The sequence below is a fragment of the Bradyrhizobium sp. 1(2017) genome, assembly GCF_011602485.2.
Taxonomy (GTDB): Bacteria; Pseudomonadota; Alphaproteobacteria; order Rhizobiales; family Xanthobacteraceae; genus Bradyrhizobium.
The window spans coordinates 3,719,679-3,742,715 of sequence record NZ_CP050022.2 but is presented as its reverse complement, the minus strand read 5'-3'; the positions used below and the strand labels follow the sequence as shown (position 1 = coordinate 3,742,715).

Annotated in this window: 19 protein-coding genes; 13 read left to right on the top strand and 6 right to left on the bottom strand. The window is 64.8% G+C overall.

What is annotated here, in order from left to right; genetic code table 11:
• Window positions 1–41: 41 nt before the first annotated feature.
• The 4 genes from HAP40_RS17500 (at window position 42) to HAP40_RS17485 (ending at window position 4,081) form a co-directional block, all read left to right on the top strand.
• Entirely contained in the window at window positions 42–1,664 is a 1,623-nt protein-coding gene (locus HAP40_RS17500; protein WP_166816638.1) for a L,D-transpeptidase, read from the top strand.
• A gap of 99 nt (window positions 1,665–1,763) precedes the next feature.
• The gene (locus tag HAP40_RS17495; protein ID WP_166816639.1) at window positions 1,764–2,333 is read left to right on the top strand and encodes a glutathione peroxidase; all 570 of its coding nucleotides are present in this window, start codon (window positions 1,764–1,766) and stop codon (window positions 2,331–2,333) included.
• Window positions 2,334–2,499: 166 nt separating this feature from the next.
• Window positions 2,500–3,525 carry a polysaccharide deacetylase family protein gene (locus HAP40_RS17490; protein ID WP_166816640.1) on the top strand — a complete coding sequence of 342 codons (1,026 nt, stop codon included), beginning with the start codon at window positions 2,500–2,502 and terminating at the stop codon, window positions 3,523–3,525.
• A gap of 4 nt (window positions 3,526–3,529) precedes the next feature.
• On the top strand, window positions 3,530–4,081 hold the full coding sequence (locus tag HAP40_RS17485; protein WP_166816641.1) for a dihydrofolate reductase: 552 nt from the start codon (window positions 3,530–3,532) through the stop codon (window positions 4,079–4,081).
• Between the two features lie 4 nt (window positions 4,082–4,085).
• Here the strand turns inward: HAP40_RS17485 and HAP40_RS17480 are convergent, their stop codons facing one another.
• Window positions 4,086–4,538 carry a DoxX family protein gene (locus HAP40_RS17480; protein ID WP_166816642.1) on the bottom strand — a complete coding sequence of 151 codons (453 nt, stop codon included), beginning with the start codon at window positions 4,536–4,538 and terminating at the stop codon, window positions 4,086–4,088.
• Between the two features lie 296 nt (window positions 4,539–4,834).
• The gene (locus tag HAP40_RS17475; RefSeq protein ID WP_166816643.1) at window positions 4,835–7,144 is read right to left on the bottom strand and encodes an NADP-dependent malic enzyme; all 2,310 of its coding nucleotides are present in this window, start codon (window positions 7,142–7,144) and stop codon (window positions 4,835–4,837) included.
• Window positions 7,145–7,392: 248 nt separating this feature from the next.
• Between HAP40_RS17475 and HAP40_RS17470 the strand changes: the two genes are divergently transcribed.
• Window positions 7,393–9,354 carry a hypothetical protein gene (locus HAP40_RS17470; protein ID WP_166816644.1) on the top strand — a complete coding sequence of 654 codons (1,962 nt, stop codon included), beginning with the start codon at window positions 7,393–7,395 and terminating at the stop codon, window positions 9,352–9,354.
• A 160-nt stretch (window positions 9,355–9,514) separates the two neighbouring features.
• On the opposite strand, the gene aspS is transcribed toward HAP40_RS17470, so the two are convergent.
• The gene (aspS, locus tag HAP40_RS17465) at window positions 9,515–11,287 is read right to left on the bottom strand and encodes an aspartate--tRNA ligase (protein WP_166816645.1); all 1,773 of its coding nucleotides are present in this window, start codon (window positions 11,285–11,287) and stop codon (window positions 9,515–9,517) included.
• Between the two features lie 197 nt (window positions 11,288–11,484).
• On the opposite strand from aspS, the gene HAP40_RS17460 reads away from it, so the two are divergent.
• From HAP40_RS17460 to HAP40_RS17435, 6 genes are all read left to right on the top strand, one after another.
• Complete coding sequence (locus HAP40_RS17460) at window positions 11,485–12,957, top strand: protein adenylyltransferase SelO (RefSeq protein ID WP_166816646.1); 1,473 nt, start codon at window positions 11,485–11,487, stop codon at window positions 12,955–12,957.
• 18 nt (window positions 12,958–12,975) lie between these two features.
• Window positions 12,976–13,233, top strand: a complete 258-nt coding sequence (locus HAP40_RS17455) for a hypothetical protein (protein ID WP_208024765.1) — start codon at window positions 12,976–12,978, stop codon at window positions 13,231–13,233.
• Between the two features lie 394 nt (window positions 13,234–13,627).
• Entirely contained in the window at window positions 13,628–14,482 is an 855-nt protein-coding gene (locus tag HAP40_RS17450) for a phosphodiesterase (RefSeq protein ID WP_166816647.1), read from the top strand.
• A complete protein-coding gene (locus HAP40_RS17445) occupies window positions 14,479–15,429 on the top strand; it encodes a carbohydrate ABC transporter permease (RefSeq protein ID WP_166816648.1) in 951 nt (316 codons plus the stop codon). Before HAP40_RS17450 ends, HAP40_RS17445 begins: the two co-directional genes overlap by 4 nt.
• A complete protein-coding gene (locus tag HAP40_RS17440; RefSeq protein ID WP_166816649.1) occupies window positions 15,426–16,295 on the top strand; it encodes a carbohydrate ABC transporter permease in 870 nt (289 codons plus the stop codon). The genes HAP40_RS17445 and HAP40_RS17440 overlap by 4 nt, the downstream gene beginning before the upstream one ends.
• Before the next feature lie 11 nt (window positions 16,296–16,306).
• On the top strand, window positions 16,307–17,641 hold the full coding sequence (locus HAP40_RS17435; protein WP_166816650.1) for an ABC transporter substrate-binding protein: 1,335 nt from the start codon (window positions 16,307–16,309) through the stop codon (window positions 17,639–17,641).
• Window positions 17,642–17,717: 76 nt separating this feature from the next.
• On the opposite strand, the gene HAP40_RS17430 is transcribed toward HAP40_RS17435, so the two are convergent.
• A complete protein-coding gene (locus HAP40_RS17430; protein WP_166816651.1) occupies window positions 17,718–18,707 on the bottom strand; it encodes a zinc-dependent alcohol dehydrogenase family protein in 990 nt (329 codons plus the stop codon).
• 103 nt (window positions 18,708–18,810) lie between these two features.
• On the opposite strand from HAP40_RS17430, the gene HAP40_RS17425 reads away from it, so the two are divergent.
• Both HAP40_RS17425 and rnd read left to right on the top strand, forming a co-directional pair.
• The gene (locus tag HAP40_RS17425; RefSeq protein WP_166816652.1) at window positions 18,811–19,710 is read left to right on the top strand and encodes a LysR family transcriptional regulator; all 900 of its coding nucleotides are present in this window, start codon (window positions 18,811–18,813) and stop codon (window positions 19,708–19,710) included.
• A gap of 353 nt (window positions 19,711–20,063) precedes the next feature.
• Window positions 20,064–21,212 (top strand): ribonuclease D, encoded by a 1,149-nt coding sequence (gene rnd / locus HAP40_RS17420; protein WP_166816653.1) that lies wholly within the window; start codon window positions 20,064–20,066, stop codon window positions 21,210–21,212.
• Window positions 21,213–21,303: 91 nt separating this feature from the next.
• Here the strand turns inward: rnd and HAP40_RS17415 are convergent, their stop codons facing one another.
• Together HAP40_RS17415 and HAP40_RS17410 are read right to left on the bottom strand one after the other, a co-directional pair.
• Window positions 21,304–22,686, bottom strand: a complete 1,383-nt coding sequence (locus tag HAP40_RS17415) for an aspartate aminotransferase family protein (RefSeq protein WP_166816654.1) — start codon at window positions 22,684–22,686, stop codon at window positions 21,304–21,306.
• 164 nt (window positions 22,687–22,850) lie between these two features.
• On the bottom strand, window positions 22,851–23,018 hold the full coding sequence (locus tag HAP40_RS17410) for a hypothetical protein (protein ID WP_166816655.1): 168 nt from the start codon (window positions 23,016–23,018) through the stop codon (window positions 22,851–22,853).
• Window positions 23,019–23,037: the final 19 nt, after the last annotated feature.

The following is a 23,037-nucleotide window of genomic DNA, read 5'->3' as shown; positions in this document are numbered from 1 at the left end:
CTTTGGGAGACTAATGTCTGATTTGGATTATGGATTCGAGGATGAACAGCGTGAACGGGTCCGGTTCTTCTGCCAAGCAGTCGCGGCTGTGGCAGGTCGCCATTCTCACGGCGGCGGGTGCGATCGGTACAGCAACCCAGGCGGACGCAGCGTACTATTATTGGACCGATTATTCCGACGGATCCTATTACGCCCGGCAGAATAGGCGTCTCGAAATACCGACCCAGAAGCCGCAAAAGCGCGCCACGATGGGCAAGAAGGATGGCGCCGTCCAGAAGGAAGCAGGCATCAAGCCGCAAGGACCGCTGGTTATCGTCGTCTCGATCGAGCGGCAGAAGGTCACAGTCTACGACGGCAACGGCGTGTTCGCGGAATCTCCGGTGTCGACGGGCATGAAAGGCCATTCGACGCCGATGGGCGTCTTCAGCATCATCCAGAAGCACAAATTCCACCATTCCAACATCTATAGCGGCGCGCCGATGCCGTACATGCAGCGGATCACGTGGTCCGGCGTCGCCATGCATGCCGGCGCACTGCCGGGCTATCCGGCCTCGCATGGCTGTATCCGCATGCCGATGGCGTTCGCGATGAAGATGTGGAACTGGACCCGGATGGGCGCACGCGTGATCGTCACGCCCGGCCAGATGTCGCCGCAAAGCTTTGCGCATCCGCTGCTCGCCTCGGTGCGCGTGCCGCCGCAGCCTGCCGCCAGCCTCGCGCCGCAAATCAATGGCGACGACAAGGCCGACAAGGGTGCGCAAGCAAAGTCGGCCGAAGCCCAAACCACTGAAGCCCAAATCACTGAAGCCAAGTCCACTGAAGCCGAGCCGGCCGAAACGAAGACTGCCAGTGCGGACAGCGTGCTCGATTTGCGCACCTCGGTCGGTCACACCGTGATGTCGGACGTGACCACCGGCAATGCGCCCGCCCGCGAGGCCGCGACTGCGCCGGCCGGCAAGACCGAGACCAGGACGGCCGAGGCATCTGACCCGGCCAAACCGCCGTCCGACGAGCCCGCCAAGCCTGCAAGCATCGACGCGAAGCCCGTCGAGGCCGCGGAAGCGCCCAAGGCTCCGACGACGACGACCGACAAGCTCGACGCTGCCAGGAAGCCCGACGCGCCGGCGCTCACCGCCTCGCCCGACGCGAAGAAGGACGAGACCCGCGTTGCCGATCCCGCGCCTGCGGCAAAGCCGGACGCGCCGAAGCGCGCCGGCCAGATCGCGGTCTTCATCAGCCGCAAGGATTCCAAGCTCTACGTACGGCAGAATTTCTCGCCGCTGTTCGAGGTGCCCGTGACCATCGCGCCGAGCGACCGGCCGCTCGGCACGCACGTCTTCACGGCCGAAGTCGACAAGGCCGATTCCAATGCGCTGCGCTGGTCGGTGGTGTCGCTGCCGGTCTCTGTCCGCGCGGCTGCGCGCGATGACGACGGACGCGTGTCACGCCGCAAGGGCGGTGCTGTCGTGATCCCCGTTGCCGCAAAGCCGGTGGTCACGCCGGACAGCCCGGCCGAAGCCCTCGACCGCATCACGATCCCTGCCGACACCATGGCGAGGATCAACGAGATGCTGACCACGGGCGGCTCGATCATCGTCTCGGACCAGGGCATCAACCAGGGCGAGACCGGCGAAGGTACCGATTTCATCGTCCGCCTGTACTAGAGAAGGTCCAGCGCCTCTCCGCATCCGATAACGCGGTGTTGACGAGGCCCGTCGCGCCGGCGGAGTAACATGCGACGAGATCATTTCGGGGACGCCGTCATGATGAACCGCAGGACCATGTTGACCGCGGCGCTTGCGGGCGCCTTCGTGCCGACGACGCGCGCCCTGGCCGATGGCGGCATGAGCCGGATCCCGGCCCATGCCTACTCGTTCCCCGCATTGGCCGGCGACGACATCCGCCTCGCTGCCTTCGCCGGCAAACCGCTGCTGATCGTGAACACTGCCTCGCTCTGCGGCTACACCCCGCAATATGCAGGCCTACAGGAGCTCTGGAACGAGTTTCGCGAGCGCGGGCTGACCGTCATCGCCGTGCCCTCCAACGATTTCGGCGGACAAGAGCCCGGCAGCACCAACGAGATTTCCGAGACCGCGCATCACCAATACGGCGTTACCTTCCCGGTCACGGCGAAGTCCGTCGTGACCGGAGCGAAGGCGCATCCCTTCTACAAATGGGCTGCCGACGCGCGGCCACGGGAAGTTCCAAAGTGGAACTTCCACAAATACCTGATCGGCCGCGACGGCTATATTGCCGACGTCTTCCCGTCCGCTGTCGCCCCGACCGACACACGGGTCAAGACCGCCATTGCCAAGGCGCTGGCCGACAGTTGACGCGCGTTGCGCGGCATCCGGTTGGGCACAATCGCGGCGGGGGATCAAACAGCCGTTGCAATGGCGAGGGCCCACCATCTAGGCTAGGATCGTTTGGGACAGCACGGTTCGTGCCGCAGGCAAAAAGCCTCGGCGGAACAACGGGATCAATCTCGAGGACAACACCATGCGTGTGGCGGCAGGACTGATTTTGGCAAGCGCGATGTCTTTGGGCATGACGGGCGCGGCATGGTCGCAGACCCCGGCCGCCAAGCCTGCAGCCGCGACGCAAGCTGCACCTGCGGCGCCGCCGGCCGCCGCACCGGCTGCTGCGGCTCCGGCCGCCGCTCCAGCAGCTGCCACCGCGCCAGCCGGCTTCGTCAATCCGCCGCCGCCCAAGCAGGCACCGCAGCCGGCGCGCGCGGCCTGCAACACGCCGGGCGCGCTCGGTGTCGCCCGCACCGTCGAGATCGACACCACGGGCGGTCCCGGCTTCGGCTTCGAGCACTTCAAGGAGCTCGACTTCCTGCGCGACAAGGAGGTGGTGCTGACCTTCGACGACGGCCCCTGGCCGCGCAACACGCCCGCGGTCCTCAAGGCGCTCGCGGACGAATGCACCACCGGCATCTTCTTCATCATCGGCAAGCACGCGACCTATGAGCCGGAGATTCTGAAGCAGGTCTATGCGGCCGGCCATACCGTCGGCGCCCACACCTGGTCGCACGCCAACCTCAACAACAAGAAGTTCACCGAGGCGCAGCGCAAGGACGAAATCGAGAAGGGCTTCGCCGCAGTGAAGTGGGCGCTCGGCGGCATCGCGCCCTCGCCGTTCTTCCGCTTCCCGGCCCTCCAGCATCCGCCGGAAATGGTCACCTATCTCGGCAACCGCAACGTCGGGATCTTCTCCTGCGACATCGACTCGTTCGACTTCAAGGCATCCAAGCCGGAGAAGGTGGTCGAGACCGTGATGAAGAAGCTCGACACCAAGGGCAAGGGCATCATCCTGATGCACGACTTCCAGAAGCACACCGCCGAGGCCCTGCCCGAGCTGCTCAAGCGCCTGAAGGCCGGCGGCTACAAGGTCGTGGCGATGCGCGCGAAGTTTCCGGCCTCGACGCTGCCCGAATACGACCAGGAGCTGGTCAAGGACCTCAAGCTGCCGACGGTGAGCCAGCGCCCGGTCAATTCCGTTGTGACGACCGTTTCCGAATAAGCAATTGTCTTTCCGGTTCGAAGGCTACGTCATCGTCTCCGCGGACGGCATGCTCGCCGACGCGGATCGGGTGATGCCCGACAGCCTGAAATTCGAAGGCGACAAGCTGTTCTTCGAGCAGTCGCTCGATCGCGCCGCGCTGATCGTGCACGGCCGCAATTCGCACGAGCAGCAGCCGAACTCACCCAAGCGCAGGCGCCTGATACTGACCCGCAAGATCAAGGCGCTGACCATCGATCCCGAAGTGCCGAACGCGACATTGTGGAATCCGGATCACGCGAGCTTCGAGGAGGCCTGCGCCTTCGCCGACGTCGCCTCCGGCATGGTGGCAATCATAGGCGGCCCGGTCGTGTTCGACATGTTCATGGATCGCTACGACACGTTCTGGCTGTCGAAGGCGCCGCATGTGCGACTGCCCGGCGGCGAAGGCTGCTTTGTCGGCGTGCCGCAGCGCCCTCCGCATGAGGTTCTCACGTCGCACGGGATGAGGCCAGGCACGCCGTATTTGCTTGACGCGGCGCATGATGTGACCGTGACGCCGTGGCGCAGAACGTAAGGCCCTAGACGTCCCCGTAAGCCGTCTCGGCCGAGCGCGTGGCGCGGCCATACCCCATGATCATGAACAGCGCGCCGATGATCGACAGGTTCTTGAGCGCGTCGACCAGCATCTTGGCGTTATCGGGAGCCGCCATGTTCCAGAAATCGTAGAACAGCACGGTCGCGACCGCGACATAGATGATCAGCAGCATCGCGAAGAAGCGCGCACCGAAATTCAGCGCGATCATCAGGCCAGAGATGACCTCGAGTGCTCCGACCGCGATCGCCAGCAACTGCGGCGTGGTCATTGCGGTCGCGGTCTCGATCTGCTTGGCGTAAGGCGCAATCGCCTCGGGCACCACGAGCTTGGTGGCGATGAAGTCCGCCGTCGCCTGCATGGCGAACAGCTTGGTCGCGCCAGTGTAGATGAACAGCACGGCGAACAGGATTCGCCCGAAAGTCACGAACGCTGGCATGATCGGCCTCTTGGCAAGAGCGCTAAGCAGGGAACGCGTGCGCGGATTATGAAGAGTCCGTTTGCGGTTTTCAAACGGGGAAATGGCGAACTACGAGGAATTCAAAGTTGGCGACGCGGACGGTCGTCCCTTCTCCCCTTGTGGCCGAAGGTGGCATAGGCGACCGTCGGCCGCCGTTCTTGAGAACGCCGAAGCGCAGCTTCGGCTATGGCGCCGGATGAGGGGTTGCGTCCGCATAAACTAGTGGAGAGGCGGCTCGCAGAGAGGGCCCCCTCACCCGTCTCGCCGCTGCGCCCTTACGTGAACAGCGTCGGCTGCTGCCGGGCTGCCCGCTCCTGCGCTTCCACGACCGCGACCGCGGTCATGTTGAGGATGCCGCGTGCGGTCACCGACGGGGTCAGGATATGCGCCGGACGCGCCGGACCGATCAGGATCGGGCCGACGGGGAGCGCGTCCGCCAGCGACTTGATCATCTGATAGGCGACGTTGGCGGTATCGAGGGTCGGCATGATCAGGATGTTGGCCTCGCCTTCCAGCTTTGAGTGCGGCAGCACCATTCTTCGCGCCGCAGCCGAAAGTGCAGTGTCGCCCTGCATCTCGCCGTCAGCCTCGATCTCCGGATGCTTGTCCTTCAGAAGCTGGGTCGCCCGGCGCATCTTGCGCGAGGAGTCGGTATCGTAGCTGCCGAAATCCGAGTGCGAGACGAAGGCGATCTTCGGCTTGATGTTGAAACGCTGCACGTGGACGGCCGCGAGCGAGGCGATCTCGGCGAGCTCTTCGGCACTCGGATTAGGCCGCACTTGCGTATCGGCGATGAAGAAGGCCCCCTTGGTGGTGATCAGCAGCGCCAGCGCCGCGTAGTCGCTGATACCGGGCGAGAAGCCGACGATCTCGCGGACATGACGCAGATGGTGCATGTAGCGGCCCTCGACGCCGCAGAGCATCGCATCCGCCTCTCCGCGCGTCACCGCAAGCGCAGCGATGACGGTGTTGTTGGTGCGAACCACCGTACGCGCCGCATCGGGCGTCACGCCGCGGCGGCCGGCGACCTCGACATAGGACTGCACATAGGAGCGATAGCGCGGATCGTCCTCGGGATTGATCAGATCGAAATCCTTGCCTGCCTTGATCGACAGGCCGAAACGCTTGATGCGCGCCTCGACCACGGAAGGACGCCCAACCAGGATCGGCCGCGCCACCTTTTCCTCCAGCACCACCTGGGTGGCGCGGAGCACGCGCTCGTCCTCGCCTTCGGCGTAGATCACGCGGACCGGCTGGGTCTTGGCCTTGGCGAACATCGGCTTCATGACGAGGCCGGAACGGAAGGCGAAGCGCTCGAGCAGCGCCGTGTATTCGTCGAAGTTGGTGATGGGTCGCGTCGCGACGCCCGACTCCATCGCCGCCTTCGCCACCGCCGGCGCGATGCGCAGGATCAGGCGCGGGTCGAACGGGCTCGGGATCAGCGAGCCGGGGCCGAAACCCTGCGTCTCGCCGGTGTCAAAGCCCTGCGCGACGGCGTCCGACGGCGCCTCGCGCGCGAGCTGCGCGATGGCCTCGACGGCGGCGTGCTTCATCTCCTCGTTGATGGCGCTGGCGCCGACATCGAGCGCGCCGCGAAAGATGAACGGGAAACAGAGGACGTTGTTGACCTGGTTCGGATAGTCGGAACGGCCGGTGCAGATCATGGCATCGGGGCGCACCTTGCGCGCCTCTTCCGGCATGATCTCCGGGGTCGGGTTGGCAAGCGCCATGATCAACGGATTGTCGGCCATCGCCTTCGCCATCTCGGGCTTGAGCACGCCGGGCGCGGAGAGACCGATGAAGATGTCGGCGCCGCCGATGACGTCTGCCAGCGTACGCTTGTCGGTCTTCTGCGCATACACCGCCTTCCAGCGGTCCATCGAGGTGTTGCGGCCCTCGTGCACGAGGCCGTCGAGGTCGCAGACCCAGATGTTCTTGCGCTGCGCGCCCATCGACACCAGGAGATTCAGCGTCGCGATGGCCGCGGCCCCCGCCCCCGAAGCCACGATCTTGACCTCGGACAGTTTCTTGCCGTTCAACCTGAGCCCGTTGGTGATCGCCGCTGCGACGATGATCGCGGTGCCGTGCTGGTCGTCATGGAAGACCGGGATCTTCATGCGCTCCTTCAGGCGCGTCTCGATCTCGAAGCATTCCGGTCCGCGGATGTCTTCCAGGTTGATGCCGCCGAAGGTCGGCTCGAGCGCCGCCACCGTCTCGACCACGCGGTCGATGGTGTCGGCGGCGATCTCGATGTCGAACACGTCGATGCCAGCGAATTTCTTGAACAGGACCGCCTTGCCTTCCATGACCGGCTTGGAAGCCAGCGGGCCGATATTGCCGAGACCGAGCACGGCGGTGCCGTTCGAAACCACGGCGACCAGATTGGCGCGGGTGGTGAGCGAGGCGGCCTCGGCGGGATTCTTGGCGATCTCGGTACAGGCGGCGGCGACACCGGGAGAATAAGCGAGCGCAAGGTCGCGCTGGTTCGCAAGCGGCTTGCTTGCCTGGATCTCGAGCTTTCCGGGGCGCGGCAGACGGTGGTAGGCGAGCGCCGCCTGGTGGAGATCATCAGAATAGGACGACATGCGGTGTCTCGCCTCGCGTTACCGGCCTCGAAATGCCTGATCCGGAGCGATCGCCCAGGATGAACGGTATTTCCGGGTCATGGAAACGGGATGAAGCACGCCAGCCGCCCCGGTGGCAACATCCGATTGCGGCCCCATCAACAGGACGCGCGGTCAAATATTTGAAAACCATAGCCTTCCCTGGACCGCACAAGGTTTCGCGAATATGGCAGGTTGCACGGTGCAGAACGAGCAATCGGAGCAAGGGAATGAAGCGAATCCTGATCGGCCTGATCGTGGCAGCCGTGCTCGGCGCGGGCGGATGGTTCGGCTTCGATTTCTACGCCAAGCATCGCGCCACCGTCGAGGTCGAGGCCGCGTTCGAAAGGATCCGCTCGGGCGGCGGCAAGGCGAGCCATGGCAAGATCGGGTTCGACCTGCCGACGCGCACCCTGACTATCGAGGACATCGCGATCGCTCCTGGCGACCAGCCGCAGGCGCAGATCAAGATCGCCGTCATCACGGGCACCGGCGTTCGCCTGATCGACGACAATAGCTTCTCGGCCGACAGCATCGAGGTCAGGGGTTTCGAAGTCGCGCTGGACCAGGTCGGCGCCGCGAAGCTGAAGGCATCCTACAAGATCCCGCAGCTCACCCTGCGTGACTATGCCGGCCCGGTTCACGCCGGCAATGCGCCGAAGGATGGCTCCCTGATCGACCTGTACCGCTATGTGCTCGATCAATATGCGAGCGTCACGGCATCGTCGATCACGGCTCCGACGCTGACGATGACCCTCGATGCGAGCGGCAGCAAGGCCGGTAGCGGCGAGATCGCCTATTCCGGGCTGGCGATCCAGAATATCAAGCGCGGCAAGATCGATGCGATGAAGGCGGACCGCGCCGTTTTCACCATCGACGTGCCGCAGCCGGGCAAGCTGAGCGGCGAGCTCTCCAACGTCATCGTCAACGATTTCGACGCGACCGCAATCGCCGCGGCGCTCGACCCGCAGAAAACCGGCGACGACACCTACCACCGCGTCTACCGGCAGATCTCGGCCGGCCCCTATGTGCTCAAATCGACCCAGGGCATGCGGATGGAGATCGACGAGATCAGTTTCGAGGACATCGCGGTGCAGCCCTCGAAATTCCGGCCGGCCGAGATCGTTGCGCTGCTGCCGACGGACCGGTCGATCATCCCGACCGCCGCGCAATCGCGCGAGATGATGGAGAAGCTCGCCGGATTCTATGAGGGCCTTCGCATCGGCAGGATCGAGGTCGGCAAGACGTCGATGGGCACGCCGCAGGGGACGGCGAGGATCAATGCCATCAGATACCGGGAGGGCGAGTTCGCGGTCGAAGGTATCGACGCGCCAGCCCCGCAAGGGCAGTTCAAGATGGAGCGCTTCGCGCTGAAATCGTTCAGCGCGCCAAATCTGATGCGCTGGGCGGCAGGCCTCGGCAACCACGGGCAACCGCCCTCGCCCGATCAGATGCTGGGTCTGTTCCGCGTGCTCGAAGGTGCGGAGATCAAGGGCGTCGCGGTGCCCTACAAGAACACCCGCCAGCTCGTCACCATCGACACGCTCAGCCTGAACTGGGGCCAGCTGGTCGGATCGATCCCGAGCAGAGCCAATCTGGTCGTGAAGATGGTCACGCCGACCGATCCCGCCAATCCGGCGCAGCGGCCACTGGTCATGGCTGGCGTCGACAAGCTCGCGATCAACCTCGATCTCGGCGCCGCCTGGACGGAATCGTCAGGCGCGTTTGCGCTCGCGCCAGCCAGCATCGAGCTCGGCAGCCTCGCCAAGGCGCAGGCCCGCTTGGCGCTCGCCAACGTGCCGCGCGGCGTGTTCACGACCGATCCGGTGCAGGCCAGGACCGATGCCGGCCAGATCGAGACCGGCGCAATCGAGCTCTCCTTGCACGACAGCGGCGCCGTCGATCTCGTCGTGACGCAATTCTCGCGCATCCAGAATGTCAGCCGCGACGCCGCGCGCAGCGCCATCGTCGACATGATCCGGGCGCAGGGCGAGAAGATCGCGGCCTCCAACCTCGACGCCAAAGCGGCCGCCGACGCGCTCGCCGACTTCGTCGCGACCTCGGGGCAGACGCTCTCGCTCAAGCTGACCCCGCTCGGCAAGGTGCCCGTGGTTCAGCTGATGGATGTCCTCGACACCGAGCCGATCGTCGCGCTGGCGCAGTTCAGGATCGAGGCGTCGACGGGGCTGTAGGGCGACAGCGGTCCTCTCGCGTCCCGGGCGCGCAGCAACGCCCTTGGCGTTGCCGCGCAGAACCGGAACCCAGAACGCTGCGCTCGCCGAGACATCGGCCCCGGCTCTGCAGCGCACCGCTACGCGCCGCGCTGCGTCCGGGGCACGAGATCGGCTCCCGTCATTTCTGCGGCAGGTTCACCCGCACATGCAGCTCGCGGAGCTGCTTTGTCGTCGCTTCCGACGGCGCGCCCATCAGGAGGTCCATCGCCTGCTGGTTCATCGGGAACAGCGAGATCTCGCGCAGGTTCGTGGTGCCGCAGAGCAGCATCACGATGCGGTCGACACCCGCGGCCATGCCGCCATGCGGCGGCGCGCCATACTGGAACGCGCGGTACATGCCGCCGAAGCGGTCGACCACTTCCTGCTCGCCGTAGCCGGCGATCTCGAACGCCTTCACCATGGCTTCCGGCACATGGTTTCGGATGCCGCCCGAGGCGATCTCGTAGCCGTTGCAGGTGATGTCGTACTGGAACGCCTTGATGGTCAGCGGATCCTGGCCCTTCAGCGCGTCAAGACCGCCCTGCGGCATCGAGAACGGGTTGTGCGAGAAGTCGACCTTCTTGTCGTCCTCGTTGTACTCGTACATCGGGAAGTCGACGATCCAGGCGAGCTCGAACCGCTCCTTGTCGGTGAGGTTCAACTCCTCGCCGACCTTGTTGCGGGCAAGGCCTGAGAACTTCCAGAACTTGTCGGGATCGCCGGCGACGAAGAAGGCGGCATCGCCTTCCTTGGTGCCGATCTGCGCGCGGATCGCCGCGGTGCGCTCAGGCCCGATGTTGTTCGCGAGGGGACCAGCGCCCTCGCCGCCCTCGCGCCACATGATGTAGCCGAGGCCGGGCTGGCCTTCGCCCTGTGCCCACGAGTTCATGCGGTCGCAGAACGCGCGGCTGCCGCCGCCCGTGGCCGGGATCGCCCAGACCTGGTTCTTGGGGTCTTCGAGCATGCGCGCGAACACCTTGAAGCCGCTTCCGCGGAAGTGCTCGGAGACGTCCTGCATCTCGATGGGGTTGCGCAGGTCCGGCTTATCGCTGCCGTACTTGCGCAGCGCCTCGGCGAACGGAATGCGGCGCCAGTTCTTGCTCACCGGCTTGCCCTTGGCGAACTCCTCGAACACGCCGGTGATCACGGGCTCCATCGCCGCAAAGACGTCTTCCTGCGTGACAAAGCTCATCTCGACGTCGAGCTGGTAGAACTCGCCCGGCAGACGGTCGGCGCGCGGGTCCTCGTCGCGGAAGCAGGGCGCGATCTGGAAGTAGCGGTCGAAGCCCGACATCATCAGCAGCTGCTTGTACTGCTGCGGCGCCTGCGGCAGCGCGTAGAACTTGCCGGGATGGATGCGCGAGGGCACCAGGAAGTCGCGCGCGCCCTCCGGCGAGGACGCGGTCAGGATCGGCGTGTTGAACTCGAAGAAGCCCTGCCCCTCCATGCGCCGGCGCATCGACTTGATGATCTCGACGCGGGTCATGATGTTCTGGTGCAGCTTCTCGCGGCGCAGATCGAGGAAGCGGTACTTCAGGCGGATGTCTTCGGGGTATTCCTGGTCGCCGAAGACAGGCAGCGGCAGGTCGCCGGCCGGACCCAGCACCTCGATCTCGCTGACATAGATCTCGATCTTGCCGGTCGGCAGCTCGTCATTGTCGGTGCCATCGGGGCGGCGGCGGACCTTGCCGTCCATCTTGACCACGAATTCCGAGCGCAGCTTTTCGGCCAGCGAGAACGCCGGCGAGTCCGGGTCGACCACGCACTGGGTCAGGCCGTAATGGTCGCGCAAATCGATGAACAGCACGCCGCCATGGTCGCGAACGCGATGGACCCAGCCCGAGAGGCGGATGGTCTCGCCGATGTTGCTCTCGCGGAGCGCGCCGCATGTATGTGACCGGTAGCGATGCATGGTCGTCCCAAAATCAATGTCGGAGGAAGCGAATCGGACGGCCTGAAACGACCGGTCCGAAGTTGCGGCAGGGTTTACCCGACGAGGCGGGGGGCGGCAACCAAGGGAACGGCCTGATTTGGGCTAGAAGCGCCCATTTTTGGCCGATCTGGCCTCAAGGCTTTGCCATCAGGTGTTCCCCGCCTATCTTTACCTCCATGACCGTCCATTTCCCCTTCCAGAACTCGTATTCGGCCCTGCCGGACAGCTTCTTTGCCCGCGTCGCGCCGACCCCTGTCGCCGCCCCCCGGCTGATCAAGCTGAACCGCCCGCTGGCGGTCCAGCTCGGGCTCGATCCGGACCTCCTGGAGACCCCTGAGGGGGCCGAAATCCTGGCCGGCAAGACCGTCCCCGCCGGGGCCGATCCCATCGCCATGGCCTATGCCGGCCACCAGTTCGGGCAGTTCGTGCCCCAGCTCGGTGACGGCCGCGCCATCCTGCTCGGCGAGGTCATCGACCGGGACGGCGTCCGCCGCGACATCCAGCTCAAGGGCTCGGGCCCCACCCCGTTCTCCCGCCGCGGCGATGGCCGCGCGGCGCTCGGGCCGGTCCTGCGCGAATACATCGTCAGCGAGGCGATGTTTGCGCTGGGCATCCCGACCACGCGCTCGCTCGCCGCCGTCGTCACCGGCGAGCACGTCATCCGCGAGACCGCCCTGCCCGGCGCGGTGCTGACCCGCGTTGCCTCCAGCCATATCCGCGTCGGTACCTTCCAGTTCTTCGCCGTCCGCCGCGACACCGGGGCGATCCGCCGGCTCGCCGATCACGTCATCGCCCGTCACTATCCGCACCTGCTGCATGCGGCACGGCCCTATCACGACCTGCTCGCGGCCGTCGTCGCGCGCCAGGCCGATCTCGTCGCGCGTTGGCTCTTGGTCGGCTTCATCCACGGCGTGATGAACACTGACAACTCGTCGATCTCGGGCGAGACCATCGACTACGGCCCCTGCGCCTTCATGGACGCCTACAATCCTTCGCAGGTGTTCTCCTCGATCGACGAGATGGGCCGCTACGCCTACGCCAACCAGCCGCGCATCGCGCTGTGGAATCTGACGCGCCTCGCCGAATGCCTGCTGCCGCTGTTCTCGGACGACCAGGAGAAGGCGGTCGCCGAGGCCCAGGACATTCTCGGCGCCTTCGGCGAGATCTTCAGCGACGCCTATCAGGCCGGCCTGCGCAAGAAGGTCGGCCTATTCACGGAGCGCGACGGTGACGAGGCGCTGATCCAGGACCTCCTCGATGCCATGGCGAAGAACCAGGCCGACTTCACCCTCACCTTCCGCAAGCTCGGCGACGCCGCGGCCGATGACGGCACTGATGTGCGCGCGCAGTTCATGGAGCCCGCCGCCTACGACGAATGGGCCGGCCGCTGGCGCGCGCGCATCGCGCTGGAGCCGCAGAGCGCAGCCGAGCGGCAAGCCGTCATGCACGCCGTCAACCCGATCTTCATCCCGCGCAACCACCGCGTCGAGGCCGTGATCCAGGCTGCGGTGAACAACGACAACTACGCGCCGTTCGAGGAGTTGGTGAAGGTGCTGGCAAGGCCGTTCGAGGACCAGCCGGAGTATGTGGCCTACGCCGATCCGCCGCTGCCGGACCAGCGGGTGTTGCAGACGTTTTGCGGGACGTGAGCTCTTCTGGATTACAAGATGACCTTGCTGCCTCCTCTGACCGAAGAAGATATCGAAGCAATCAAGTCGCGGTGCGATCAAGCCACCCCAGGTCCTTGGAGGTCGTTCATCGAGGCACGCGAGAAATTCAGCGGATCTGATTTCATCCAGACCGAAGGCGAGGATATCTATCTCACCGGTGCGACGGATGCGGATCAGGACTTCATCGCTCACGCACGCCAAGATATTCCAAGGCTGATAGCTGAGATTGAGCGCCTGCGATCGATCTCTTCGTAGGATGGGTAGAGCGAAGCGAAACCCATCCTCATTCCGTGCGTGGTAGCGATGGGTTTCGCTTCGCTCTACCCATCCTACACACTTGCATCGAGCCGCCCATCGCCGGGTCGCCGCGGCCCGATCTACGGATTTTCCGATATTCGCAATATGCCGCTGTTTTGCCCGACGTGTCAACTTTTATCGAAAGACGCGTAAGCCATTGTTTCGACAACCACTGGCTACTGTGCATGGGGTTGTTTTCGAATTTTGTGTGCGGCTCGCGCCCCCTCGCTTCCTGTGGAATTCGGGACGCCGGGAACCGCTGTCATCAAACTGAAACACACGCCCTCTAACCGCCTGTCAGGGCTGTCTTGCCGGAGGCGCCCATCCTCTAGACAGTCCTGACCAGCGCGCCATGCCCTTCAAATTCATCCACATCACCGACACGCATCTCGCGAATCCCGGGCTGAAGCTTTATGGCCTCGACCCGCGCGCCCGGCTGGACGCGGCGATTGCCGACATCAACCAGCATCAGTCGGATGCCGCCTTCGCGGTGGTGACGGGTGACCTCACCCATTGGGGCGAACCGGAATCCTACGCCAATTTCGGCGACGCCATGGCTGGGCTGAAGATGCCTTACATCGCCATGGTTGGCAATCACGACAAGCGTGTCGCCTGTCTCGACGGCCTGCGGTCCGCCCCGCGCGATTCAAACGGCTTCGTGCAGGGCACGCGCACCACCGAGCACGGCCTGTTCATCTTTCTCGACACGCTCGACGAGACCAGCCACGCCGGCGAGATGTGCTCAAAACGCCTCGGCTGGCTGGCGAGCACGCTCGCGGCCGCACCGGCCGACATGCCCTTCGTCGTCTTCATGCATCACCCGCCCTTCCCGATCGGCGTGCTCGCGATGGACGAGATCGCGCTGAAGCAGAGCGCGGAATTCGCCGAGGTGATCGCGCCCTATCGCGCCCGCATCCGCCATCTCTTCTTCGGCCATGTGCACCGGCCGATCTTCGGCAGCTACGGCAAGATCCCCTTCTCGACGCTGCGCGGTACCAACCATCAGGTCTGGTTCGCGCTCAATGCCGACGCGCCGCATCTGGCCAGCCACGAGCCGCCGGCCTACGGCGTGGTGCTGATCGACGACCAGAACCTGGTCGTGCACAGCCACGACTTCCTCGACACCAGTCTGCGCTTCCCATTCGACCCGCCGGCGGGCGTGGACGGCCGCGACTATGCCCTCAACCTCCCCGGCACGGTGAGATGAGCCTCGCCGAACCCGCGGCTCTCCCGGTCGCGACGTCGGCGGCACCGCGGCTGCATTTCCTGAAGCGCTTCTCCGCCGGATTCAAGGCATCGCTGCCGGCATATCTGCTGCTGCTGCCTTCGCTGGTCTTCCTCGCGCTGTTCACCTATGGCGCGATGGGCCGCGTGCTGGTCGATGCGCTCTACCAGCGCACGACGCCGAAAGCGCCCGTCCGCTTCGTCGGCCTCGACAATGTCAGCGCAGTGCTGGCCGATCCCGCCTTCACTGGCGCCGTCGTCAACAATCTCATCTATGCCGTCGGCACGGCGATCCCGAGCATCGGCCTGGCGCTGCTGTTCGCGTTGGCGCTGTCACGCACCAACGCCGTGACCAGTGCACTGCGCGCCGCGCTGTTCCTGCCGGTGCTGATCCCGATGGTCGCGGCCTCGGCGCTGTTCCTGTTCATCTTCCTGCCGAATGTCGGCCTGCTCGACTATTACATCGGCGGGCTGCTTCCGGTGCTGCCGAACTGGCTCGGCGACCCCGACATCGCGCTGTCAGCGATCATGATGATCACCATCTGGAAGAACGCCGGCTATTACATGCTGTTCTTCCTCGCCGGCCTGCAGGCAGTGCCCAAGGACGTCATGGAGGCCGCTCACCTCGACGGCGCCGGCCCGTTCCAGCGCCTGCGCTACATCATCCTGCCGGAGCTGAAGCCGACTTTCCTGTTCGTCATCGTGATCGCCACGCTCAACGCGGTGACGCAGGTTGACCACGTCTTCGTCATGACCAAGGGCGGCCCCTCGAATTCGACCAATCTCGTGCTGTTCTACATCTACCAGCAGGCGGTCGAGCATTACGACATCGGCAAGGCCTCGGCGGCAACGCTGCTGACGCTCGCCGCGCTAATGGGCCTCACCGCGCTGTCGTTCCGCACCATGGCGAACCGCGAGGGCGGGCCATGAAGGTGATCGACTGGCTGCTTAGGGACGCCCCGCTCGCCACGCGCCGCGAGATCACACCAAAGCTCGGCTTCGTGCTGACGATCCTGCTCGCGCTGATCTGGCTGATCCCGTTCCTTTGGATGGGTGTGGCGACGCTGCGTCCCGCCTCCGACGGCATCAACCTCATGGCCGAGCTGATGCCGAGCGTGAAGCCGACGCTGGACAACATCCGGGATGCCTGGGAGATCGGCGACTTCCCGCGTTACACCCTCAACACCACGATCATCTGCACCGGCATCCTCCTGGTGCAGTTCGTCACCATCACGTTGGCGGGATTTGCCTTTGCGCGCCTGAGCTTCGCCGGCAAGACGCTGATCTTCTACCTGTTCCTGATGCAGCTGATGCTGGTGCCGGTGCTGCTGATCGTGCCCAACCTGAGCCTCGTGGCGCAGCTCGGCCTCTACGACACCCTCACCGGGGTCATGATGCCATTCTTCGCGTCGGCCTTCGGCACCTTCCTCATGCGGCAGGCCTTCGAGGCCATTCCGACCGAGCTCGAAGACGCCGCGCTGATCGACGGAGCCGGCCTGTTCCAGTGCATCCGCCACATCTACGTGCCGCTCTCGATGCCGAGCTTTTCTGCTTTCGCCATCATCTCCGTGACCAGCCACTGGAACGACTTCCTGTGGCCACTAATGGTGATCAATTCGCCGGACAAGCGACCGCTCACGGTTGGCCTCTCCGTCTTCACCGCCACGGCCGAAGGCACGCAGGCCTGGGGCACCATCGCCGCGGGCACGCTCATGGTGATCGCGCCGTTGCTCGTCACCTTCCTGATCTTTCAGAAACGCTTCATCAGCTCATTCGTCACCTCAGGCATCAAATAGGAGATTTTCCGATGCTGTTCTCCCGCAGGCTCATGCTGGGCCTCGCCATGGCAGGCACACTGGCAGGCGCCCTCGCTTTTCCGGCCATCGCCGGCGAAGGCACGACCGAAATCGATTTGTTCTTCCCCGTTCCCGTCGACGGCAAGCTCGCCCGCGACATGGGCACGCTGATCAAGGAGTTCAACGAGACCCATCCCGGCGTCAAGGCGACCGCGGTCTACACCGGCTCGTATGACGACACGCTGATCAAGACACGCGCCGCGATCAAGGCCGGCAAGCCGCCGGCCGCCGTGATCATGTCGGCGAATTTCCTGCTCGACATGCAGATCGAGAACGAGCTCACCAATCTCGATAGCCTGATCAAGGCCGACGGTACTACCAAGGAGCAGTTCCTCGGCCAGTTCTTCCCGGCGCTGCAGGGCAACGCGGTGATCGACCGCTCGGTTTATGGCGTGCCGTTCCACAATTCGACGCCGCTGCTCTACATCAACGCCGACAAGGCCAAGGAAGTCGGCCTTGATCCGAGCAAGCCGCCGCAGACCTGGGCCGAGCTCACCGACTGGGCCAAGAAGCTCACCAAGCGCGAGGGCGACAAGGTGACTCAATGGGGCATCGCGATCCCCTGCGCCTACGACTATTGCGGCTGGATGATGGAAACGCTCACCATGAGCAATGGCGGGCGCTACTACAACGAGGAGTTCGGCGGCGAAGTGTATTACGATACGCCCTCGATGCTCGGTGCGCTCACCTGGTGGAATGACCTCATCTTCAAGCACAAGGTGCATGCGCCCGGCGCGACGCCCGGACCTGCAGTCAGCACCTCCTTCATCTCCGGCAACGCCGCGATGATGATGCTCTCGACGGGCTCGCTGACCTATGTGCGCGACAACGCCAAGTTCAACTACAAGGTCGCCTTCATCCCGCGCAACGTCCGCAATGCCGTGCCGATCGGCGGCGCGTCGCTGATCGTTCCGGCAGGCCTGGAGGCCGACAAGCAGAAAGCCGCCTGGACGCTGATCAAATGGATGACCTCGCCCGAGAAGAGCGGCTGGTGGAGCCGCGCCACCGGCTATTTCGCACCCAACAAGGCTGCCTACAAGACGCCCGAGATGCTCGAGTTCCTGAACAAGAATCCGGACGCCAAGACCGCCGTCGAGCAACTCGACGTCGCAAAGCCCTGGTTTGCGACCTACAAGACCGTGCCGGTACGCAAGAACCTTGAGGACGAGGTGATGCTGGTGCTCAACGGCAAGAAGCAGCCGAAGGAAGCCCTCGCCGCCGCCCAGAAGGCCGCCGACGAGACGCTCAAGCCTTACAATGCGGAAACTTCGCTGAAGCTGCCATAAGACCGATATCTCATCGCGCAAACTAGTTTCGGCGCTCCGCATGCGGGGCGCCGAAATCGTCTTTGGAGGGTGCGAGCTAGATCGTCACGACGATCTTGCCGAACTGTGTATTCGACTCCAGGAAGCGATGGGCCTCGACGATCTCCTCGAACCGGAAGGTCCTGGCAATGATCGGCTTCAACGCGCCGTCTGACACGCCGTCGAGAATGAACGCCTTTGCCCTCGCAAGGCGGACAGGATCGCGGATGATCTCATGCACGAGGTAGCCGCGCAGCGTCAGGCTCTTGCTCAGCACGTTGGGAAGAGGAAACGGCGTCGGCTCAGCGCTCAGGCCACCATACTCGATCAAGATACCACCCGGCGACATCGCCGCGGTCAGCGGCTCGAATGCGGGACCGCCGACCGCGTCGAATACCACACGGACGCCGTTCGCACCGGCGATCTCCGCCAGCCGCGCTCCGATGTCCGCTTCGCCCGAGGGGACGACGTGGGCAGCGCCGGCCTCGAGCAAGGCGCGACGCTTGGCCGAGGTGCGCGTCAGGGCGATTGGAATAGCGCCGATGCGGTTCGCGATCTGAATGGCGGCGAGCCCAACGCTGCTCGATGCCGCCGTGATGGCGACGACCTCCCCACGCGAGAGCCCTGAGACATCGACCAGCGCGCCGTAGGCCGTCAGATACTGCATCCACACCGCAGCCGCCGCCTCGAAGCCAAGCGCGGGCGGATGCCTCACGACGATCCCGGCAGGAAAGTTCGCGAGCTCGGCATGGGCCGGCCAGCGCACCATCGACAGCGGCGGCACGATGCTCACATTGTCGCCCGGCATGAACCCGGTCTGGTCGTCCCCGACGGCCTCGACGATGCCGGCCGCCTCCAGACCAAGGCCGGATGGAAATTTCGCGGTCTCGATATAGGTCCCCCGCCGCAACAAGGCTTCCGCGCGGTTGAGGCCGAGCGCCCTGATCCGGATCTGCACCTCGCCCCTCGCAGGTGGCGCGACATCGACCGTCTCGATGCGCAACACTTCGGGACCGCCATGTTGATGAAAGCGAACGGCGCGCGTCATGGATACATTCCAAAATAATTGAACTGAATGAAGCTATGACGATCCCGCTGCACCGGATAAACCGCGTAAACGAACGAACAGTCGAAACCAGGAGTTTTCAAACATGGATCGCCTGACCAGCATGGCCGTGTTTGTCCGGGCCGTCGATCTCGGTTCGTTCGCGGCCGCGGCCGACGCCTTCGAGATGTCGGGGCCGATGGTAGGCAAGCACGTACGCTTTCTCGAAGAGCGCCTCGGCGTCCGCCTCCTCAACCGCACCACGCGCCGCCAGAGCCTGACTGAAGCTGGCCAGGCCTATTACGAGCGCTGCCGTGCGGTCCTGGCCGAAGCAGATGCCGCGGACGCCGTCGTGGCCGACGAGCTTTCCGAGCCACGCGGCAGGTTGCGCGTGACCGCGCCTGCGCTGCTCGGACGGCACTGCATCGCACCCTTGCTGATGAAGCTCGCGCGAAAACACCCGCATCTCGAGCTTGATCTTTCGTTCGGCGACCCGATCGCGAACATTGTCGAGGCCGGCTACGACCTTGCGATCCGGACCGGCGATCTCGACGACCAGTCCGGTCTGACGACGCGGCGCATCGCAAGCCAGCGCATGGTGGTGTGCGGCGCGCGCTCGTATCTGCGCGCCAATGGCAAGCCGAAATCGATTGACGATCTCGCCGCGCACCGGGCGATCATCTATCGCCGCTCCGGACGCATTCGGCCCTGGCTGTTTCCGCTGGAAGGCCAGCCTCCGCGCGAGATCACGCCATCAGGCAGGCTGAGGCTCGACGATCTGGAGGCGATCGCCGACGCCGCCGCGCAAGGCATGGGCCTCGCCTGGCTACCCTATTGGCTGGTCCGCGAGCGCCTCAAGACCGGCGCACTGGTCGGTCTGTTCGCGGAGCAACCCGAATTCCTGTACGACTGCCACGCATTGTGGCCTCGTTCACCCCGGTTGCCGCCAAAGGTCCGCGCCGCCGTGGACGCCCTCGCCGAGGCCTTGCCGAAGCTGATGAGGTGATGGGAGGCCCGGGCGCCATTAACCTCTCGTCCACCATTCGGGCCGGCCCGCGGCCGGTAACCACGAGAATTAACAGACCCTCAATTCGCTCCGGACAAGTTTAGCAATGTTTCTGGAGATTTCGCCGTGGATCTGTTGGTTTTCGAGTTCCTGGGACTGGCTCTGGTCGCCATGTGCGTACTGGTGGTGGCGCTGCCCTGCGCCCGGAAATCCTCGCAGCGGGTCCGCTACGAATAGGATTTTTGTCGGAAAAATGCGATTCCGGCCCAAATGCAAGGCTCGAATTCGCATCGAGCCCCTTGACATCACTGCGCTTTCGGCAGAACGGCTGATGGTCTCGTCATGGGCCGTTCATGGATTTGATTACCACCACCGCTGACCTCGCGGCTGCCTGCAGCCGGCTGGCCAAGCACCCCGTTATCACCGTCGACACCGAGTTCCTGCGCGAAACCACCTATTACCCGCTGCTGTGCGTGGTGCAGATGGCCAGCCCCGAGGAAGCCGTCGTCATCGACACCTTGGCCGAAGGCATCGACCTCAAGCCGTTCTTCGAACTGATGGGCAACGAGGGCGTGCTGAAGGTCTTTCACGCCGCCCGCCAGGACATTGAGATTATCTGGCACCAGGCGGGCATCATCCCGCATCCGGTGTTCGACACCCAGGTCGCGGCCATGGTGCTGGGCTATGGCGACAGCATCGCCTACGACCAGCTGGTCGAGAAGGTCACTGGCCACCGCCCGGACAAGACCCACCGCTTCACCGACTGGTCGCGCCGGCCGCTGACCAAGGAGCAGATGCACTACGCGGTGTCCGACGTGACCCATTTGCGCGACGTGTTCGCGGCGCTCGACGCCGACCTCAAGAAGCGCCGCCGCAGCGAATGGGTCTCCATCGAGATGGAGGTCCTGACCTCCCCCAGGACCTACGACTTCCACCCCGAGCGCGCCTGGGAGCGGCTGAAGACGCGGGTGCGCAAGCCGAAGGACCTCGCGGTGCTAATGGAGGTCGCGGCCTGGCGCGAGCAGGAGGCGCAGAGCCGCGACGTGCCGCGCGGCCGGGTGCTGCGGGATGAAGCCGTCAGCGACATCGCAACCCATGCGCCGAACACGCTGGAGAAGCTCGCCCACCTGCGCTCGGTGCCGAAGGGATTCGAGAAGTCGAAATGGGGCGCGGACATCGTCGCCGCGGTCGAGCGCGGTCTTGCGAAGGACTTCTCGACGCTGCCGAAGCTGGAGAAGCCACGCAACAACAACAACGGCGCGGCGATCGTCGAGCTGTTGAAGGTGCTGCTGCGCATGACCGCCGAGCGCCATGCAGTCGCCAGCAAGGTGATCGCCACCGTCGACGATCTCGAGGAGATCGCCGCCAGTGACGACGCCGATGTTCCGGCGCTGCGCGGCTGGCGCCGCGAGCTGTTCGGCGATGCCGCCCTCAAGCTCAAGCGCGGCGAGCTGGCGCTCGCGATCGAGAAGGGCCGCGTGGTCGGGGTTCAGCGGGCGTAGCTGCCTCGCCCCCTCCGCGGTCGTCCCGGCTTTCGCCAGGACGACACCGAGAGTGTGACGAGCCGTTCTGCTCGCTGTGAAACGCCAGCCTTTACGCCGGCGTCAGCTTCGCCACGTCCGCCTTCATATCCTCCAGCACGCCCGAGATCGCGGTGACCAGCTCGTCGATCTGGGCCTTGGTGGCGATCAGCGGTGGGCAGATGGCAATGGCGTCCAACATGTTGCGGGAGATCACGCCGCGCTCCTGCAGCATACGGCTGGCGATACCACCCACGGCGCCGGGCGTTGCGGCTGCCGTCTTGCGCCCCTTGTCGAGCACGAGCTCGAGCGCTGCGATCATGCCGACGCCGCGGACCTCGCCGACCAGCGGGTGGCTGGTGAGCTCGCGCAGCTTGGCCTGCATGTAGCCGCCGAGCTCGGCGGCATGCGCGACCAGGCCACGCTCCTCGATGATCTTCAAATTCTCCAGCGCAATGGCCGAGCCGACCGGATGGCCACCCGCGGTGAAGCCGTGACCGAGCACGCCGATCTTGTTGCTCTCGTCCGCGATCGGCTCGAACATGCGGTCGTTCAGGATGATTGCCGACAGCGGGAAATAGCTCGAGGTGATCTGCTTGGAGACAACGATCGCATCGGGCTTGATGCCGTAGGTCTCGCAGCCAAACATCTTGCCGGTGCGGCCGAACCCGCAGATCACCTCGTCGGCGACGAGCAGGATGTCGTACTTCTTCAGGACCTTCTGGATCTTGTCCCAATACGTCACCGGCGGCACGATGACGCCGCCCGCCCCCATCACGGGCTCGCCGAAGAAGGCCGCGATCGTATCCGGCCCCTCCTTCTGGATCAGCGCGTCGAGCTCCTCGGCCCGGCGCGTGGCGAACGCCTCTTCGCTCTCGCCGGGCGCGCCGTCCTTGTAGAAGTGAGGCGATCCCGTGTGCAGAATGTTCGGCAGCGGCAGGTCGAACGAGCGGTGATTGTTCGGCAGGCCCGTGAGACTGGCCGAGGCAATGGTGACGCCGTGATAGGCGCGCAGGCGGCTGATCACCTTTTTGCGCTGGGGCTGGCCGAGCGCATTGGAACGGTAGGCGATCAGCTTCAGGACCGTGTCATTCGCTTCCGAGCCGGAATTGGTGAAGAACACCTTGCTCATCGGCACCGGCGCGAGCGCAACCAGCTTTTCGGCGAGGTCGATCGAGGGCCCGTGCGATTTCGCCGAGAACGTGTGATAGAACGGCAGCGCCTGCATCTGCCTGTGCGCGGCCTCGACGAGACGCTTCTCGTTGAAGCCGAGCCCGACGCTCCACAGGCCCGCCATCGCCTCGAAATAGCGCTTGCCCGACGCATCGAACACGTAAGGCCCCTCGCCGCGCTCGATCACGAGCGGACCGGCCTGCTGATGGGTGCGCGCATTGGTGTAGGGATGGAGCTGGTAGGCCACATCCCGGGCCTCTTGCGAATTGGGCAGCATGGACATTGCAGGGATCCCTTGCAGGCGTGACGTCGCCGACGCAGCCGGCGTCATCACTTGATGATCAAGTTACTTGGCTATTGCGATGAGACAGAGCTTGCAACGCCAATTCGCCGGCAGCAAGCGCTCAGCAGCGTTGCACAAAGCCGCATGTCGGGCTTCGACAACGCTCAGGTGGCGTCGTCGTCATGGCCATCGTCAGCGGCGGCGGCCTCCCGCACCTCGACCAGCGCCATCGAGAGCAGATAGACCGTCGTGGGCAAGCCGACGCGGCGCGCCGTCTCGACGGCACGCGACAGATCGCTTGCCAGCTCCTTGAGCTGTTCTCCCCGTGACAATGTCTCCACCCCATCCGCC

Coding starts and splice junctions, on each gene's coding strand:
- rnd (WP_166816653.1), top strand. CDS start 20,064: ATGGATTTGATTACCACCACCGCTGACCTCGCGGCTGCCTGCAGCCGG.
- HAP40_RS17480 (WP_166816642.1), bottom strand. CDS start 4,538: ATGCCAGCGTTCGTGACTTTCGGGCGAATCCTGTTCGCCGTGCTGTTC.
- HAP40_RS17430 (WP_166816651.1), bottom strand. CDS start 18,707: ATGACGCGCGCCGTTCGCTTTCATCAACATGGCGGTCCCGAAGTGTTG.
- HAP40_RS17460 (WP_166816646.1), top strand. CDS start 11,485: ATGACCGTCCATTTCCCCTTCCAGAACTCGTATTCGGCCCTGCCGGAC.
- HAP40_RS17495 (WP_166816639.1), top strand. CDS start 1,764: ATGATGAACCGCAGGACCATGTTGACCGCGGCGCTTGCGGGCGCCTTC.
- HAP40_RS17425 (WP_166816652.1), top strand. CDS start 18,811: ATGGATCGCCTGACCAGCATGGCCGTGTTTGTCCGGGCCGTCGATCTC.
- HAP40_RS17440 (WP_166816649.1), top strand. CDS start 15,426: ATGAAGGTGATCGACTGGCTGCTTAGGGACGCCCCGCTCGCCACGCGC.
- aspS (WP_166816645.1), bottom strand. CDS start 11,287: ATGCATCGCTACCGGTCACATACATGCGGCGCGCTCCGCGAGAGCAAC.
- HAP40_RS17445 (WP_166816648.1), top strand. CDS start 14,479: ATGAGCCTCGCCGAACCCGCGGCTCTCCCGGTCGCGACGTCGGCGGCA.
- HAP40_RS17490 (WP_166816640.1), top strand. CDS start 2,500: ATGCGTGTGGCGGCAGGACTGATTTTGGCAAGCGCGATGTCTTTGGGC.
- HAP40_RS17455 (WP_208024765.1), top strand. CDS start 12,976: ATGACCTTGCTGCCTCCTCTGACCGAAGAAGATATCGAAGCAATCAAG.
- HAP40_RS17500 (WP_166816638.1), top strand. CDS start 42: ATGAACAGCGTGAACGGGTCCGGTTCTTCTGCCAAGCAGTCGCGGCTG.
- HAP40_RS17470 (WP_166816644.1), top strand. CDS start 7,393: ATGAAGCGAATCCTGATCGGCCTGATCGTGGCAGCCGTGCTCGGCGCG.
- HAP40_RS17450 (WP_166816647.1), top strand. CDS start 13,628: ATGCCCTTCAAATTCATCCACATCACCGACACGCATCTCGCGAATCCC.
- HAP40_RS17435 (WP_166816650.1), top strand. CDS start 16,307: ATGCTGTTCTCCCGCAGGCTCATGCTGGGCCTCGCCATGGCAGGCACA.
- HAP40_RS17475 (WP_166816643.1), bottom strand. CDS start 7,144: ATGTCGTCCTATTCTGATGATCTCCACCAGGCGGCGCTCGCCTACCAC.
- HAP40_RS17415 (WP_166816654.1), bottom strand. CDS start 22,686: ATGTCCATGCTGCCCAATTCGCAAGAGGCCCGGGATGTGGCCTACCAG.